This window comes from Actinopolyspora xinjiangensis (assembly GCF_900104475.1).
Lineage (GTDB): Bacteria > Actinomycetota > Actinomycetes > Mycobacteriales > Pseudonocardiaceae > Actinopolyspora > Actinopolyspora xinjiangensis.
Genome location: NZ_FNJR01000008.1, coordinates 66,415 through 82,939 on the forward strand (window position 1 = coordinate 66,415; position 16,525 = coordinate 82,939).

Annotated in this window: 18 protein-coding genes; 2 read left to right on the forward strand and 16 right to left on the reverse strand. The window is 68.9% G+C overall.

All coding sequences use genetic code 11. The features are described from left to right. Positions 1-158: 158 nt before the first annotated feature. Positions 159-1,130 (reverse strand): bile acid:sodium symporter family protein, encoded by a 972-nt coding sequence (locus tag BLQ75_RS13325; protein ID WP_092602447.1) that lies wholly within the window; start codon positions 1,128-1,130, stop codon positions 159-161. A 292-nt stretch (positions 1,131-1,422) separates the two neighbouring features. Continuing rightward, the gene (locus BLQ75_RS13330) at positions 1,423-2,028 is read right to left on the reverse strand and encodes a DJ-1/PfpI family protein (RefSeq protein ID WP_092602171.1); all 606 of its coding nucleotides are present in this window, start codon (positions 2,026-2,028) and stop codon (positions 1,423-1,425) included. A gap of 242 nt (positions 2,029-2,270) precedes the next feature. Between BLQ75_RS13330 and BLQ75_RS13335 the strand changes: the two genes are divergently transcribed. Then, complete coding sequence (locus BLQ75_RS13335) at positions 2,271-2,687, forward strand: hypothetical protein (RefSeq protein ID WP_092602173.1); 417 nt, start codon at positions 2,271-2,273, stop codon at positions 2,685-2,687. Positions 2,688-3,187: 500 nt separating this feature from the next. On the opposite strand, the gene BLQ75_RS13345 is transcribed toward BLQ75_RS13335, so the two are convergent. The 8 genes from BLQ75_RS13345 to BLQ75_RS13380 all read right to left on the reverse strand — a co-directional run bounded on the left by BLQ75_RS13345 (position 3,188) and on the right by BLQ75_RS13380 (position 10,781). Beyond that, the gene (locus BLQ75_RS13345) at positions 3,188-3,547 is read right to left on the reverse strand and encodes a DUF1048 domain-containing protein (RefSeq protein ID WP_092602177.1); all 360 of its coding nucleotides are present in this window, start codon (positions 3,545-3,547) and stop codon (positions 3,188-3,190) included. Further along, a complete protein-coding gene (locus BLQ75_RS13350) occupies positions 3,544-3,873 on the reverse strand; it encodes a PadR family transcriptional regulator (protein ID WP_092602179.1) in 330 nt (109 codons plus the stop codon). The genes BLQ75_RS13345 and BLQ75_RS13350 overlap by 4 nt, the downstream gene beginning before the upstream one ends. Before the next feature lie 188 nt (positions 3,874-4,061). Further along, positions 4,062-5,045, reverse strand: a complete 984-nt coding sequence (locus BLQ75_RS13355) for a mechanosensitive ion channel family protein (RefSeq protein WP_092602181.1) — start codon at positions 5,043-5,045, stop codon at positions 4,062-4,064. Between the two features lie 187 nt (positions 5,046-5,232). Continuing rightward, positions 5,233-5,619: a fluoride efflux transporter CrcB gene (crcB, locus tag BLQ75_RS13360; RefSeq protein WP_092602183.1), complete on the reverse strand. Its 387-nt coding sequence runs from the start codon at positions 5,617-5,619 to the stop codon at positions 5,233-5,235. Next, on the reverse strand, positions 5,616-6,062 hold the full coding sequence (locus BLQ75_RS13365) for a fluoride efflux transporter FluC (protein ID WP_425286453.1): 447 nt from the start codon (positions 6,060-6,062) through the stop codon (positions 5,616-5,618). Before BLQ75_RS13365 ends, crcB begins: the two co-directional genes overlap by 4 nt. A 252-nt stretch (positions 6,063-6,314) precedes the next feature. Beyond that, entirely contained in the window at positions 6,315-7,259 is a 945-nt protein-coding gene (locus tag BLQ75_RS13370) for a CPBP family intramembrane glutamic endopeptidase (RefSeq protein WP_244515520.1), read from the reverse strand. Positions 7,260-7,429: 170 nt separating this feature from the next. Next, on the reverse strand, positions 7,430-10,201 hold the full coding sequence (locus tag BLQ75_RS13375) for a M48 family metalloprotease (RefSeq protein WP_170837469.1): 2,772 nt from the start codon (positions 10,199-10,201) through the stop codon (positions 7,430-7,432). Positions 10,202-10,250: 49 nt separating this feature from the next. After that, the gene (locus tag BLQ75_RS13380; RefSeq protein WP_092602187.1) at positions 10,251-10,781 is read right to left on the reverse strand and encodes a hypothetical protein; all 531 of its coding nucleotides are present in this window, start codon (positions 10,779-10,781) and stop codon (positions 10,251-10,253) included. A 228-nt stretch (positions 10,782-11,009) separates the two neighbouring features. Here BLQ75_RS13380 and BLQ75_RS13385 point away from each other — a divergent pair, with 228 nt between their 5' ends. Further along, entirely contained in the window at positions 11,010-11,225 is a 216-nt protein-coding gene (locus tag BLQ75_RS13385; protein WP_092602189.1) for a hypothetical protein, read from the forward strand. Positions 11,226-11,555: 330 nt separating this feature from the next. Here BLQ75_RS13385 and BLQ75_RS13390 read toward each other — a convergent pair whose 3' ends face one another. The 6 genes from BLQ75_RS13390 to BLQ75_RS23475 all read right to left on the reverse strand — a co-directional run bounded on the left by BLQ75_RS13390 (position 11,556) and on the right by BLQ75_RS23475 (position 16,324). Beyond that, on the reverse strand, positions 11,556-13,442 hold the full coding sequence (locus BLQ75_RS13390) for an ABC transporter ATP-binding protein (RefSeq protein WP_092602191.1): 1,887 nt from the start codon (positions 13,440-13,442) through the stop codon (positions 11,556-11,558). Beyond that, positions 13,439-15,187 carry an ABC transporter ATP-binding protein gene (locus BLQ75_RS13395; protein WP_092602193.1) on the reverse strand — a complete coding sequence of 583 codons (1,749 nt, stop codon included), beginning with the start codon at positions 15,185-15,187 and terminating at the stop codon, positions 13,439-13,441. Before BLQ75_RS13395 ends, BLQ75_RS13390 begins: the two co-directional genes overlap by 4 nt. Before the next feature lie 208 nt (positions 15,188-15,395). Then, positions 15,396-15,563, reverse strand: a complete 168-nt coding sequence (locus tag BLQ75_RS23460) for an LxmA leader domain family RiPP (protein WP_170837470.1) — start codon at positions 15,561-15,563, stop codon at positions 15,396-15,398. An 86-nt stretch (positions 15,564-15,649) separates the two neighbouring features. Then, the gene (locus BLQ75_RS23465) at positions 15,650-15,817 is read right to left on the reverse strand and encodes an LxmA leader domain family RiPP (RefSeq protein WP_170837471.1); all 168 of its coding nucleotides are present in this window, start codon (positions 15,815-15,817) and stop codon (positions 15,650-15,652) included. An 87-nt stretch (positions 15,818-15,904) separates the two neighbouring features. Beyond that, positions 15,905-16,072 (reverse strand): LxmA leader domain family RiPP, encoded by a 168-nt coding sequence (locus BLQ75_RS23470; RefSeq protein ID WP_170837472.1) that lies wholly within the window; start codon positions 16,070-16,072, stop codon positions 15,905-15,907. A gap of 84 nt (positions 16,073-16,156) precedes the next feature. Further along, complete coding sequence (locus BLQ75_RS23475; protein ID WP_170837473.1) at positions 16,157-16,324, reverse strand: LxmA leader domain family RiPP; 168 nt, start codon at positions 16,322-16,324, stop codon at positions 16,157-16,159. Positions 16,325-16,525: the final 201 nt, after the last annotated feature.

Sequence of the window (16,525 nt, forward strand, 5' to 3'; positions counted from 1 at the left end):
CCCGACATCGGGTAGTCGACACGACGTCGGGTCTTCCTCACGAGAGCACCACGAGAGACCCCGCGACCGTGCCGACTGCGAGAGTGGTGGGGGCTCGGCACTCGTCGGTACCGAGGACATGGCGTTTTCGTGGGAAATCGACGCTGTCCCGGCGGGGATCACCCACGCGTGGATTCGACCGCGTCGGTGTCCGGGTCCTCGCTCCCGCCGGACTCGCGCGACCAGAACGAGGCCACCGCCGCACCGGAGAGGTTGTGCCAGACGGAGAACAGTGCGGCGGGCAGCGCGGCCAGCGGGGTGAAGTGCGCGGTTGCCAGGCTCGCGGCCAGGCCGGAGTTCTGCATACCCACCTCGACACCGACGGCGCGTCGGGAGGGTTCGTCGAGCCCGGCCAGCCTCGCGGCGCCGTAACCGAGCAGCAGGCCGAAGGCGTTGTGCAGCACCACGGCCAGCAACAGCAGCGCCCCCACCGAGGTGAGCGTGCTCGCGTTGGCCCCGACCACGGCGGCCACCACCACCACGATGCCGAGCACCGAGACCAGCGGCAGCAGCGGCAGCGCGCGCTGGACCAGCCTCGGCAGCGCGGCCCGGACCACGATGCCGAGCACCACCGGGACCAGCACGACCTTGACGATCGACCAGAACAGTCCGAAAAAGCCCACCGGCAGGCTGGAGCCTGCCAGCCACAGCACCAGCAGCGGGGTCAGCAGCGGGGCGAGCAGGGTGGACACCGAGGTCATGGTCACCGACAGCGCGACGTCGCCCCTGGAGAGGTAGACGACCACGTTGGAGGCCGTGCCGCCGGGAGTCGAACCCACCAGGACCAGGCCCGCCAGCAGCGCGGCGGAGAACCCGAACGCGCTGCCGATGGCCCACCCCGCCAGCGGCATCACCAGGTACTGGGCCACCAGCCCGACCAGCAGGGCCTGCGGTCTGCGCAGCACCAGCGAGAAGTCCCCGGCGCGCAGCGTGAGCCCCATGCCGAACATGATCACGCCGAGCAGCGGCGTGATGGCGGGGGCGAGCGCGCTGGTGGCACCGGGCAGCAGCATTCCCACCACACCGCCCAGCAGCACCAGCGGCGCGAACCATCGACCGACGAAACCGGCCACGCGGTGCGGCACACCCATCGCCGAGACCTCCCCACCGTGAAAGCGCACCACGGCCGGGCACCGCTTTCGGGCTCGACCGAGAAATCCGTGACTTTCCTAGCAGGGTGGATTCCCCCTGTAAACGCCGATCCCGAAACGCGGAAAGCGACGAGGTTCACGCGCCGGAGAAAGCACCGCGACGACGACGGAAAATTTCGTTCCGTACCCGTTCCGTAACCGGATGCGGATTTCCCTCCCGGGGCCGGATTCTCCCGGAGGCGGCCCATCGGGAGGCCTCGTGAACGACCTCGACGACCGGGCGGGAGGCCCGTCAGACGGGTGGCCGCGGGGCGTACTGGATCCCTTCCTTCACCTCGGCGGCGCGCTCCGGCGAGGAGAGCCTGCTCACCAGGTACAGGGCCATGTCGATACCGGCGGACACCCCGGCCGAGGTGATCACGTCGCCGTCGTCGACGAACCGGTCGTCGGGGCGCACCTCGATGCTCGGGTCGAGCTCGGCCAGCCTGCCGAGGCTGGGGCGGTAAGTGGTGGCGGGCCTGCCGCGCAGCAGCCCGGCGGCCGCGTAGACCAGCGCACCGGTGCAGACGCTGGTCATCAGCGGCACCGACTCGCGCTGCTCGCGCACCCAGTCCAGCCGCGCCTCGTCCTCCAGCATCGTCCGGGTGCCGTCGCCGCCCGGGTGCAGCAGCACCTCCCACTCGGGCGCGTCGGCGAAGGAGTACTCGGCCTCGATAACCAGCCCCTTGGCGCACTCCACCCGACCACCGTCCGGTGAGAAGGTGGCGACCGTGTAGCCGTCCTCGGGAAAGAACCGGGTCCAGTACCCCAGCACCTCCCAGGGACCGACCGCGTCGAGTTCCTCCACCCCCGGAAAAAGAAAGATACCTATCTGCCGAAGTTCGGATGCCGCTGTCATGGGGCTATCCCATCATCGTCGGCGAGAATCCGTCACTCATTTTCCGGCATGGTCGTGTTTTCGCCCCACCGATGGACGATCCCCCCGCACCGTCGGACGCCACTTCCGCGGTCCTCCCGCCGAGCAGACCTCTCACCGCGAGCGAACCGTCCTTCTTTCAGGGGCTCGCGGATGCCGGAGTCCGCGCGCGGCGTCATGCTGGCCGGGTCGGCTCGGACGGACTCACTCGGGAAAGGCACGGGATGAGCGGCACTCCCGCACGGAACTCGCCCTTCGTGGGGCTGCACTGGGGCACCATCGTGGTGCTGGGGGCACTGGGACTGATCCAGCCGGTGCTGGGCGTCCTCCGGGTCTACGAGACGCTGGGCAGGCCGTGGAGTCCCGTGGTGGTCACCGCTCTCGTCGCGGTGGTCTGGGTGGCCGTGGTGGTGCGGCGCCGGGAACAGCGGCCGGTGCTGACCCTGGCGATCGTGGGCACGTTGTACGGGGTGCTGACGATCGCGCTCAACTGGATCGTGCGAACCGTCCGGTACGGCGACCCCACACCGCTGCCCGGCCCGGCGATCGCCAGCGTCGTGCTGGCCAACCTGCTGGGCGGCGCGCTGCTGGGACTGCTGGCGCTGCTGATACTGCGGGTCATGAGCAGGCAGGGACGCTGACCGGAGGCGTTCCGACCGAGCGTTTCGATCGGTTCGCGGCGTCGGCGGTTCACAGCACCGGGAGGCGAGAGCCTCGGGCGGCGCTGTGGCGCTTGTGGAACTCGCGATGTCGCGGTGCGCTGTCGTCCGCTGTGGTCCAGGCGAGGCGGTCGGTCTTCACACGGTCCTTCAAGCGCCGAGGAATACCGTCCACTGTGTACCGGTGACGGTGAGGTATCCGCCCGGCGCGGTCCTTCGTGTCGCGAACACCGACGATCCGGGTCGCGAAGCCGACCCCCACGCAGTCGTCCGCGCCCCGCGAGCGACCGGACTCGCGCCGGGTACGCCGGTCGGGTCGGCCACGTCCACCTACTCCGCGGTCCGATGTCGCGGCTCCGTGGTTCGAGGGTCCGGCATCGTCGCCGTCGCGCGTTCGGATGCCGCTTCCGGCAGCATGTGCGGACCACCGCACGACTTCTCCGGCCCCTGCACTCCGAGTTCCCGGTCCTGCCGGAGCGCCATCAGCCCGCGCCCTGCTCCCCGGTCGCCCGCTCGATGCCGCGCAGCAGCCGCTGCCGCTCCTTGTCGGGGGCGTATCCGCCTTTCGTGTAGTTCCGGGCGAACTCCTCGGCGAACTCCGCGGGATCGTCCCCGACGACCTCGCGGATCGGGGTTCCGTCCGACGCGGCCTGTTCGAACAGCTCGGCGAGGTCCTCGAACTCGGAGATCGCGCTCTCGTTGTCGGCGGGAACGAAGTGCATCAGGTAGCGCTCGATCGCCTCGGTCGCCGTGCGGTAGTCCTCGGGAAGCCGCTTGACGCGTTCCTTGTACTGCCGGTATCGCCGCTTGTCACCGATGATCTTGGACATGAGCATGGTCATCTGCCCCCTTCGCGGAGCCGTTCGAGTCGTTCGGAGAGGAACCGCCAGGCCGCCCAGAACTCTTCGAGGTACTCCCTGCCCTGGTCGTTGAGGGAGTACACCTTGCGCGGCGGCCCCTTCTCCGAGGGGACCTTCGCCACGTCGACGAGGCCGCGCTTCTCGACCCTGACGAGCAGCGCGTAGACGGTGCCCTCCGCGATGTCGGAGAACCCCTGGTTCCGCAGCCACGCGGTGATCTCGTAGCCGTAGGCGGGTTGACCGGCCAGGATCGCGAGAACGACCCCTTCCAGCGTGCCCTTGAGCATCTCCGTCGTCTGCTTGCCCACGGCGACGCCCCTCCATCTACTCAATGTCACTCAGTACTGGTACATAGTAACACTGAATAGAAGAGCGGCAAGCCCCCGCGACCACCGCGGAACCGGCCCCGACACGAATCGAGTCCCCTCCCGAGGGCGAGAGGGGACTCGAAGGTTTCGAGGCCGCCGGACGAGCCCCCGGCGGCACGACCGGAGGATCAGCCCTGCTTGACCGCTCCGACCCCGTTGCCGGGCAGCACCGGATAGGCCACCCGCACACCGGCGGCGTCGAAACTGCTCTTGAGCCGGGAACGCAGCGCGCGGCCGAGCGCCCACTGCTCGCCGGGCTTGACCTTGACGATGATCCGCACGGTCACCGAACCGTTGCCGATGCCGATCACACCGCTGAGGTCCGGCTTCTCCAGGATCTTGGAGCGGAACTCGCTGTTGGCGGCGAAGTCCTCGATGGTCGACTCGATCACGCGCTCGGCGTGGGCGATGTCCACGCTGTAGTCCAACGGGAGTTCGATGACCGCGTTGGCCCAGTCCTGGTTCATGTTGCAGACCCGCATGATCTCGCCGTTGCGCACGTACCACAGCCCGCCGTTGAGATCGCGGATCTTGGTGATGCGCAGCGTAACGGCCTCGACGGTGCCGACCGCGTCGCCCGCGTCGATCACGTCGCCCACGCCGTACTGATCCTCGACCATCATGAACACGCCGGACAGGAAGTCCTTGACCAGGCTCTGCGCGCCGAAACCGATGGCGAGGCCGAGCACGCCCGCGCTGGCCAGGATCGGGGCGAGGTTGATGCCGAACTCGCCGAGGATCATCACGAAGGCCACGCCGAACACGATCGTCGTGGCCACGCTGCGCAGCACCGAACCGATGGTCTGGGCGCGCTGCTGCTGCCGTTCGGCCGAGTTGTCGGCCGTTGATCCGTTGCGCCCGACGAGGTTCCCGGCCTTGGCGGTGGCCTGGTTGATCCGCTGGTGCGAGCTCACCATCCGTCGCACGCCCTGCGTGATGACCCGCCCCAGCACGGCGCGCAGCACCACCGCGACGAGCAGGATGATGACGACGTTGACGAGTCCGGAGAACAGCGCCCCGGAGTTGTCGTTGAACCAGTTCACCACCGGATCGGTCACGCTCGCCGCGGGCGCGGCGGCGAAACGCGTCGTGGCGTTCGCGGCGATCAGCAACGAAACAACCTTTCTCGAACAGGGAACAATCGAAAGGGCCAGCGCGACTCACCCGAATGGGGGAACGCAGTCTGAGCCGTTTTCACGATAGAGCGGAGTTCATCCTGCCAAGGACGTCACGAAATGGCAAAACGCGGCTCTGGCCGGACGGGAGAACCGGATTTTCCCCACCAAATGTGAACAGAAATCAAAGATATGCCAGCGCCACGGTCGAACCGAATCCGAGCGCCGCCGCCGCGATGCCGCCGAGAATCGTCACCAATACGTACCGGACGGCGTGCGAACGTGCCCCCGAGGTGTAGAGCCGGACGGTGTCCTGACCGAACGTGCTGAACGTGGTCAGCGCACCGCACAGCCCCACCACCAGCAGCGCGCGCGAACCGGGCGAGCCGAGGCCGTCGAACGTAGCGGCACCGCCCACCAACAGCGCGAGCAGGAACGAGCCCACCACGTTGACCGTGAACGTCCCCCACGGGAAGGCGGACCCACGAGCGTGCCGCACTCCCCGGTCGATCCCGTAGCGCAGCACCGCCCCCACGGCTCCGCCGAGAGCCACCAGCAGCAGGGTCGTCACGACTCCCCTCCCGTCGCGGTTCCCGGCGCACGCCGCGAGCGCGTGCGGAGCCCGCCCGCCAACGCCGCGCCGCAGACCACGGCGGGCAGCGCCAGCAGCACCGTCAGCGGCAGGTACAGGGCCGCGTAGAGCGGCTGTCCGGTGGCCAGCAGTCCGCCCGCGTCCGCCAGGTAGCCGGAGAAGGTGGTGAAACCGCCCAGCACCCCGACACCGAGGAACGGCCGCAACAGGTGGTGCCGCTCGGTTTCCGCCAGGAGCACGGTGAAGGCACCGATGACGAAGCAGCCCAGCACGTTGACGGTCAGCGTGGGCCAGACGGTGCCGCCGTCGGCGTGCGGCAGCGCGAGCGAGACGCCGTAGCGCAGCGTCGATCCCAGCGCACCGCCGAGGGCGACGGCGGCGAGCACCCGCGATCGGTGGGCGAGCACGGCCTTGGACAACACGGACTCCCTACCCGGAGGTTCTCGGACGGGTAGGGACCGTTGGCGAAGTCGGCTTCGCGGTTGGTTCCGGCGGGCCCCACCGCCGGGATCCGCTCGCGCGGACCACGGGCAGTGTAGCGAACCGGAGCGCGAGAACACCTCGGGAAGCGACGTGACACACACCGGAGGGCCGAGGAACAACGGGACAACCGGGCTCACTCCCGAGGGGGTGCCCACTCATGACGAGGCGCTTGCTCGAGAAGCCGTGCTCGCTCAGGACTGCGCGGGCTCGGCCGCGAAGCTCGAACGACGACGGCGGTAGGCCAGCACGGCGATCAGCAGCATGCCCGCCAGCACGACAGTGGTGGGAAGTCCACCCTCGATGCCGAAGGCACCACCGTTGAGCAACGCGCTGCCGTCCTCGGCGGGGCGCGTGTCGGCGAGCGTGGCGGTCAGGTTCATCCCGGAGACCTCTGCGCCGTAGACGTTGCCCTGGCACCAGTTCCACACCGCGTGGAAGGCGCACACCCCCCACAGGCCGCCCTCGGCCAGCGCCCAGAAGGCCAGCACGAACGAGATCAGTACCAGGTTCAGCAGCGGGAGCGGGCCGAATCCGGTGTTGAGGCCGTGCAGCAGGGTGAACACCACAGCCTGCGAGACCAGCGCTGCCGTGATCCCCCACTTCCGCCAGGTGACCTGCATCAGGTAGCCACGGGTGAGGATCTCCTCCGTGCTGGCCTGCACCACGAATCCCAGCAGCGTCAGCACGAGCACTCCCACGATCGCGTAGCCCGCCCCGGAACCGCCGATCACCAGCTGGCCCGCACCGACGTTGCCCAGCACTAGCAGGCTGATCGCCAGCAGCGCCGCCACGGCACCCAGCGCGACGGCCCGTACGGGACGTCGGGCGGGCAGGAAACCGATGCTGCCGAACGGCCTGCCCTCCTTGAGCGGCAGCCACAGCACCAGCCCCAGGGTGGCCCCCAGGAAGCCACCGGTGAGGGCGACCTGCGCGGCGAGTCCGATGCGCATGCTGCTCAGCACCGACAGATCACCGGTGAGCACCACCGCCACGGCGAAGGCGACGGCGCTGACGATCTGCCCGAGCACGAAACAGCCGAGCACCACCAGGATCCCGACCACCGCGCCGGTCGGGCGGCGCGCCCGCAGTATTCCCCGCGGCAGCGGGGACGCCGATTCGGTTCCACCGTCCGTCACGCCGGATGTGTCCACTGTGCCTCACCTGTGGTCGGGAACTGACGAGGCGCATTCTCCCGTGGGCGGCGAAGACCGGAAAAGCGCGGTGCCGGCCGCGCCGAACCGCTGGGCGACCGCACGGTGGACCGAACCGCTCCGGATCGCGGCGATTCCGGCCGTGCGCACTGGTGTCAGCACGCGGCCAGCACTCGGTCCCCGTACTCGCCGCACCAGAGGTCGAGCAGTTCTTCGAACCGCCGAACCCCCCGTTCGAGCGATTCGACGACTCCGCGCAGCGCTTCCCAATCGAGCGTGCCGGTGTCGAACGCGTCGACGAACCGCCGCGCCGAGTCGTCGAGGGCTCCCAGCATCTCGTCCCAGAGTTCGGCCCGCCGACTGTCGGGGGGTTCGGGAAACTCGCGGGCCTCGGTCACGACCTCGGACAACCGGACGGCACTCCCGCGCACCTCGCGCACCTCGGCGTTCGAACTGATGTCCTCCGCGAATTCGAACGTCGCCGAGCTCACCGCCCGGAAGTGTCCCACGCCCCCACCTCGGAGCCAGACACGCCCGGAGGCGGTGCCGCTCTCCGCCTCGGTGCCATTCGATCCGGTGCGCTCCGCCTCGGCTACCGGGTCCGACGACTCCTCGTCGGTCTCGAACGGGCTGTTCGGCAGGGCCAGCACGGCGACCGATGCGGTCGCGACGACCGCCGCGACGAGTCGCCCCGCGCGACCGGGTTTCGGTGTCCCCGCACCGACCGGTGTCCGGACGATCTTCGGGGCGCGAGTGCGGCTCCACCTCCGCAGTACCCGGCGAACGGTGGTGCCGAACAGGTATCCGACAACGGCCGCCACGGTTCCCTCCACCGTGACGACGCCGAGCACCGTCGCGGCGTACTCGCCGCTCGTCACTCCCGGGCATCGGGTCGCCATGGCCTGCAGCGGCGGCACACACGTACCGAGACGGGCGAACGCCCATATCATGCCGCTGACAGTCAGCCCCGTGGTCGCGACGGCGAACAACGCGTGGGCGAGCCCCGCCCTCCGGAACAGCACGGCGGCGACGGCAGCACCGACGAGGAACTGCGCGAGCAGGAGTCCCGAGAACTCCCACGCGGTCAGCACCGCCCGGAAGGCGTCGGTGGCACGCTCCGACAGCGGGATGGTCTCGCGCATCGCCGCCTTGACCGCGAGATCGAAGACCAGCCACGCCGCGGCACCGAGCAGCCCGACCGGCAGCGCGAACCGGATCCGCGTGCGGTGCGCCAGCAGCAGCGGAACCACCCACAGCAGCACCAGGCCCGTGCACAGTGCGAGGTTCTGGGCGGCGAACTCCATCACGACGGGATTCCACGTCACCAAGAGCAGCGCGTGGTCCAGGCCGGTCCACGCCGCCTCGTCTCCGAAATCCGCTATCGAAGCACCGACTCGTCCGAGGTGCGACGGCACTCGGTCCAGGTTCGTCGGGGAGGACCACAGCGGCGAACAGGACCAGCCGAGCAACGACACCGCCGTACCGATGGCGAACCAGCCGATCACCCGGACCCGGGCGAGCCGCGTGCGATGCAGCAGGCGCGAACACCGGTGCACCCACCAGGACAACAGCACGAGCTGCCCGATGAGCACCCCGATCGCCACGAGCGCCACGGCTCCGGGCAACGGGTCGCCCAATCCGGACAGCGAAAGTCGCTCCCCCAGCAGAGTCCCGGTCCCCAATCCGAAACAGCTCCGAAGCAGCCAGCGCGCCACGGGAGTGCGCCGTCGTCCGACTGCTGTCACGGCCGCGCCGCGCGCGGCCGCGAAGCCCACCAGCAGTGTTACGAACGCTCCCCAACCACCGCTCAGCAACCGGAAAACGTGGAACGGCGTACCAGCGGCGAGGAGCGGCGTGGCGGTGTGGACGTAACAGAGCTGCAGCACGATGCCCGCCGCGAGGCACTCACCGAAACCGGGGCGCAGCAGCGCGACCGGCTCGGCCAGGGCGGCGACACGGCTCGCGGGCCTGGGATGCCTGCGCAGCCAAACCGGTGGCCACCGGGTCACCGTGCCCGGCAACGCGGGTAGGCACAGGCGCGGATCCGCCGAGCCCAGCCAGGCCGACACCCGCGCGTCCGCGTGGTACTCCCGGATCCTCAGCAGGGCGTTGCGGAACAGATAGACCAGCAGCACCAGACAGGCTGTGCGCCAGGAGATCCCGGGCGAACTCCGAAACGGAACGTCCTGCCAGGACAACCACAGCAGGCCCACCACCATCGGTACCAGCGCCGTGATCAGGAACGATCGCCACACCGCCAGGGCGAAGTAGGTGATCGGCACGTCCCGGTCTCGCACGTGCGCCAGCTCGTGCAGCACCACGGCCCGGAACGACGTGGGATCGGTCCGGAACAACGTCAGCAGTCCCGCGTCGAGCCGGACGTAGCGTCGGTGCCCGTGGCCGAAGGCGAGTCCTCCCGCACGCGGGTTGAGCGGATCCACCAGGAAGACCGGCGCCCGGGGCAGTCCCGCCTGGACGACGAGACTTCGCAGGTACGCGGTCAGCTCCGGATCGTCGGCGGAGCGCAGCTCCACCAGCCGCTGCCGCCGGATACGCCACCACGGTTGCAGCCGGTAGAGCAGCACCGCGAGCGCGAACATCGCCGACAGCGCGAACGCCGTCCACAAGACACGATCGGACACCCGATCCGCGAGGCACCCGGCGAAATCGTCGTAACGCTGTATTACCTCGGGCCGCGGCTCGGGGGGCCGCGGCTCGGGGGGCCGCCCCAGGTAGCTCCCCGAACGCACCTGGCACCGTTCGGCCTCGCGAGTCCAGGCGGCGGGGCCGGAAGGCATCATCACCCAGTGGATCGTCGCCGCGATCGCGAAGGTCAGCGCCATCAGCGAGGCGAAGTGGACCGTGGTGCCGCTCGGCGTCCGCAGGCCCGCCACGGCAGGCCGCACGCTCGGCCTCGCCCCCGTCACCGGCGGGATCTTCCGTCCGATCTCCCGAGTCCCGAGGAGAGAGCCATCGTCAGTCCTCCCGGTCGAGGGAGTCCACGATGGCGCCGACGAGCAGTCGCACCCGGTCCTCGGTCAGGCCGAGCGCCCTGGCGCGGGCCTCGGCGACTTCGCGCACCCGCTCCCGCTGTTCGTCGGTCAGCGGCCCCGTGGTCAACGACCCCGCCGTCTCCGGTTCCGCCGTCTCCGGTTCCGTCGCGGAATCCTCGTCGCCCTCCACCGCGGAACGACGACGGAACCGGGCGCGGAGCCGGGACAGCACCCGGTCACCGCCGCGCACCACGGCGTCCCCGGCCCGGTCGACCAGCTGGTCGTAGACGGCGGCCGCCACCGCCAGGGCGGCCGGTGACAACAGCGCGACGACGGTGTCGATCCCGGACCCCAGCGCCTCGTCACCGCACCGCCGCCCAGCCAGCAGCCGCTCCGGATCGCGCAGGAACGCCTCGCTCGTCGCGGCGAAGGCGGGCAACTCCTCGGGAGCCAACGACTCGACGACGCGGCGCGCCGTGGTCACCGTGAACTCCCGCCGTTCGTCTTCGCCCACCAGTCAGTCCCCCGGGAACGCTCGGCCAGGGAAACCGATTCTCGTCCAGGGGCGCCGCACCGTCACTCGGCCGTTCGGGCCATATGGGCGAGTTGGACCGCCCGGGACGAAAGCGGTCTCCGACCTCAGGATGAGGGACCACTCCCCCGTGCGAGCGAGGAACGCGGAGGGCTCGAACTGCTAACGTCCCGACGCACCGACAGTTCGTACTCAGCCCAGGAGCAGATCATGCCTTCCGATTCCCGAACGCACGCCCCGGCGATGCCCCCGCTCGAACTCGCCCTCGAACTGCCCGATCCGGCTCACGACGTCGCCGGTAGCCTCGACCAGGAACTCGCCGAGCAGCGAGTCGGGGAGGAAGCCGTGGTGACGGGAATGCCCGGCATCTCGACGATCCACTGCCTGACCTCGCGTGCCGCTCCCTTCCAGCTCCCCACGCTCTGACTTCGAGCCGGACGAGCGGGATCGCCGACTTCGCCGGACGTCGGGAGTCGAAGCCGACACCTTCAACACCACGGTGAAGCACGGAGTCGCCGATCTCCTCGTTCCGGTGTCGGCCCGTGGACCGACGGTCCGGCCGCCACTTGTTCGGTCGAGGAACGACGATCACCCCCGACCAGAGTGATTCCGACCGCCGGGGAAGAGCCGAGAAACCGACCGATGCTCAAACCAACGGCTGCTCCTCCGGCCCTGCCCCGGTGAGGACTCCGGCGAAGAACGACACCGACTTCGGCGAGACGACCGTGCCGCCGAGGGCGATGTCGGACGGAGTACTCAGCTCGCTTCGAGCCGGGTGCGTTGCAGTTCGGCGTAGGCCCCACGTCGGTGGAGGAGTTCCTCGTGGGATCCGGACTCCACGACCCGGCCCTGGTCGAGCACCAGAATCCGGTCGGCTTGTCGGACGGTGGCCAGCCGATGGGCGATTACCAGGCACGTGCGATCACGCTGCAACTCGGCGAGCGCCCGCTGCACGTGCATCGTCGTCCGCGAGTCGACAGCACTCGTCGCCTCGTCGAGCACCAGTACCTCTGGCTCGGCCACGAACGCGCGCGTGATGGTGACGAGCTGCCGCTCACCGGCCGAGAGATTGGCGCCGTCGGCGTCGATGTGGGTGTCGAGGCCGTGCGGTAGCACTGCCACGAACTGGTCCAGGCCGGTCCGTGAGGCAGCGCGCTCGACATCGGAACGGTGGGCGTCCTGCCGACCGTAAGAGACGTTCTCGGCGATGGTGCCCTCGAAGAGCCAGGGGTCCTGCAACACCACACCGATGTGCGAGCGCACGTCGGCCCGAGCGAGCTCTCGCACGTCGTGGCCGTCGAGCAGCACGCGTCCCCTCTCGACGTCGTAGAATCGCAGCAGCAGATGCGCGAGGGTGGTCTTGCCGACGCCGGTGGGGCCGACCACGGCGACCGTCTCGCCGGGCTCGGCCACCAGTGACAGATCTCGCAGCACCGGTTTCCCTGGCTCGTAGCCGAAATCGACGTGTTCGAACTCGACCCGGCCACGCAGACGTCGCCGTTCCGGTACTCCGGTCTCCTCCTCGGGGCCGTCGAGGAATTCCAGGACTCGCGCGGTCGAGGCGATGCCCGACTGCAGCTCGTTGAGCAGCCCGGAGATCTGCCCGATCGGAGAGGAGATCTGGCGACCGTACTGCACGAACGCCTGAATCTCGCCGACCGTCATCGTCGCGCTGGCGACCCGCAACCCTCCGACCACGCAGACGAGCACGTAGGAGAGGTTGCCGACGAACGTCATGAGGGGCATGGCCAGGCCGCTGGCAACCTGCGCCCGGACGCTCTCCGAGGCCCAGCGGTCATTGCGCTCCCCGAGCTCGGCCACGTGCTGTTGTCCACTATGGAATGACGAGATCACTTCGTGACCGCTGATGCTCTCCTCGATGGTGGCGCTCAAGGCACCCATCTGCTTCCACTGCGCCACGAAACGTGGCTGGGAACGCCGGACGAGAGCACGGGTCGCCCAGACGGCGAGGGGGAGTGTACTGAGGGTGACCAGCGTCATCAGCGGCGACAGGTACAGCATCGCGACGAGGACGCTGATGAGGGTGAAGCAGGCCGTGAGAAGTTGCCCCATCGCCTGCGTCAGCGAGGCGGTTGTGTTGTCCACGTCGTTGGTGACCCGCGAGAGCAGGTCACCGCGACCATAAGTGTCCACTGTGGCTACCGGAGTTCGGTTGAGCTTTCGCTCGACGCGCACGCGAAGCCGTAGCATGACGTGATGAATGGCGCGGTTCGTCTGTCCCACGGCGACGAGCTGCAGCAGGGTCGCGGTGGAGTAGATTCCCACGGTCACGCCGAGCAGCCGCCCCAGTTCGCCGAAGTCGATCCCGCGCCCCGGGACGAGATCGGTGCTCGCGACAACCCCCGCAAGGGTCTCCCGGCCGGAAGCGCGCAGCGCCGCCACGACCTCCTCACGGCTCTGCCCGGACGGCAGTTGAGCGCCGAGCAGGCCGTTGACCAGGGTGTCGGTGGCCCGCGCGAGAACCAGCGGACCGATGGCGGTGAGGCCTACTCCGAAGGCCGTGAGCACGACCACCGCGAGGAAGCGGCCGCGAACGGGCCGCAGGAGTCCGAGGAACCGGCGGGTCGACGAGCCGGGTTCGAGGGCACGTGGCGTGGCCGTGGAACGGGAGCGGGCGCTCATGCCGTTGTCTCCTCGAGTGACTGCGACTCGACGAACTCCCGGTAGGTCGAGCACGTTCCGAGGAGGTCGTCGTGGTTTCCTTCACCGACGACGGTGCCGCGGTCGAGCACCAGAATCCGGTCGGCTTCGGCGACCGACGCGATTCGCTGGGTGACTTGTACGACGCCCGCGTCGGCGGTGGCCCGCGCCAGGCCTCGCGCCACCTCGGCTTCGGTAGTGGCGTCCAGGGCCGAGGTGACGTCGTCCAGGAGGTAGTAGTCCGCGTCGGCGACCAGGGCTCGGGCCAGACAGAGGCGTTGCCGCTGTCCGCCGGAGAAGTTCGTACCACCGGGAGCCACCGGGGAATCGAGCCCCGCGGGCAGGTCGGTGACGATCCGCTCGGCTCTGGCCCACCGCAAGGCTTGCCACAGTCGCTCTTCGTCCGCGTCGGGTTTTCCGTAACTGAGCGCGGAACGGATCGTCCCCGAGAAGAGGTAGGGACGCTGGGGCACCAGGACGACTCGACGTCGCAGGTCGACGAGATCGGCGCTCTCCAGGTCTGTCCCGTCCAGACTGATCTGTCCACTGTCGATACTGATCTGCCGGGAGATCGCTTGCAGCAGCGTCGTCTTCCCGCTGCCGGTGGAACCGACGACCGCGAGGCGCTCGCCCGGACGTACCCGCAGCTCGACTTCGCGCAGTGCGGGCTGCTCCGCACCCGGATGGCGCACGGTGGCTCCTCGGACCTCGATCCCGAGCTCCGGATCGCGCCACGGTGTTCCCCCGGCGACGGTGGTGCTCTCGGGTGGGGTGTGCAGCACCTCGGCGATGCGCTGGGAGCTCACCCGCGCTCGCGGCAACAGCATGACGACGGTCGAAGCCATGAGGACAGCCGACATGAGCATAAGCAGGTAGGAAATGAAGGCGAGGACCGATCCGACGCCTATCTCCCCGGCGGCGGCTTGGTGCCCACCGAACCAGACGACCGCCACCGCTCCGAGGTTCATCAGCAGCGCGACGATCGGACCGAAGGAGAGGTAGAGACGCCCGACGCTCAGAGAGGTGTCGATGAGAGCGCTGTTGACCTGCTCGAAACGCCGCTGCTCGTGATCCTCCCGGTTGGCCGCGCGCACATCCCGCAATCCGGTGAGCTGTTCGCGCAGCACCGCGTTGACGCGATCGATCTGGGGCTGCATGCGCCGGTACTTGGGAAGCGCCAACCAGGCGAAACCGAGCACCACCAGGACCAGTGCGGGTACCGCGACCGCCATGAGCCATGTCAGGCGCGGCTCCTCGCGCAGGCCCATCACCACAGCGCCGATCATGGTGATCGGTACCGTCAGCACCGTGGTGCACATCGTCAGCACCAGCATCTGGACCTGGACGACGTCGTTTCCGCAACGCGTGATCAGAGAGGCGGGGGTGAACCCTCGCACGTCCGCGGTGCCGAGCCTCATCACGTGCTGGAAGAGGGCGGCACGCAGGTCGCGGGCGATCCGGACGGAGATGTAGGCGCCGAGGGCGGTGGCCGTTCCGGCGATGAGCAACTGCAGCACCGCCAGCACCGCCATGACCGATCCGAGGCGCCAGACCGTGTCCAGATCCCCACGGGTCACGCCCTCGTCGATGATGCGCGCGTTCAGGTGCGGCAGGTACAGGGTGCCCGCGACGCTGAGGGTCTGCAGAACGCCCAGCGCCACCAACGGCCACGCGGCCGCCCGCAGGTGGGGACGTAGCACGGACCGGGTGGGCGAGGGCGTGCGCATGGTCGGCTCCAGTCGATCCGGTCGGCTCGGGTGCGGCTCGTGACTTCGTGCTGACCAACCTAGGCAGCGCGGCCGTCACGCGGATCCGACTGCGGGACGATGTCGCCGCTCCGCTCCAGGGAGGAGAAAATCCCGCTCCGTCTCCGCTGCCTGTCGTAGCCGGAGCGGGGTTTCTCGTCCCGGTTCTCCCGTGCTCTGCCGTATTCCGTCAGCAGCCGTGCTCGAAGGTGTTCTGCACCGAGGCGGCCGAGACGAGCGAGCAGGGCACGGACGAGGTGGCGGTCGGCGTGACGGCGGGCGCCTCGTCCTCACCAGCGTGCAGCTCGGCGGCGTTGGTGTAAGCGGCGTAACCGGCGATGAGATCCTGAGTGCTCATAACTCTCTCCTTATGAATCGACCGAAGGGACGGCGACCCGCGATCCGGGCGAGTGCCGCCCCTTCGGAACCAACGTGCGAGCTGATTCAGCAGCCGTGGTCGAACGTGTTGTCGACCGAGGCGGCCGAGATGAGCGAGCAGGGCACGGACGAGGTGGCGGTCGGCGTGACGGCGGGCGCCTCGTCCTCACCAGCGTGCAGCTCGGCGGCGTTGGTGTAAGCGGCGTAACCGGCGATGAGATCCTGAGTGCTCATAACTCTCTCCTTATGAATCGACCGAAGGGACGGCGACCCGCGATCCGGGCGAGTGCCACCTTCGCTGGAAAATAACGGGAAAACCGCTCAGCAACCGCTGTTCAAGGTTTCCGTGACCGAGGCACCGACCGTGACCCCGCAGGGGAACGACGACGTGGTGCTCGGCGTGACGGCGGGCGCCTCGTCCTCACCAGCGTGCAGCTCGGCGGCGTTGGTGTAAGCGGCGTAACCGGCGATAAGATCCTGAGTGCTCATAACTCTCTCCTTATGAATCGACCGAAGGGACGGCGACCCGCGATTCGGGCTGCCCCCCTCCCCGGAAAATAAGGGGAAAGCTGCTCAGCAACCGTTGTCGACGGTTTCGGCGACCGAGGCGCCGACCGAGACCCCGCAGGGGAACGACGACGTGGTGGTCGGCGTGATGGCGGGCGCGTCGTCCTCACCAGCGTGCAGCTCGGCGGCGTTGGTGTAGGCGGCGTAACCGGCGATGAGATCCTGAGTGCTCATGATTCTCCCCTGGTTTCGTGATGTAGTGACGGAGGAACCTCGGAGGTTCTCCTGCGAGGCCGTCCGTGACCTCGTTGAGAACGAGATTAGGAAGCGCCGAAATCATCACTCATCGGCCGCGCGGACCATCTGTACGTCTCCGTCGCACTCACGACGTGGTTGTCCCCGACTCAGCGATCGAGCTCCTCCGCCGTGTCGATT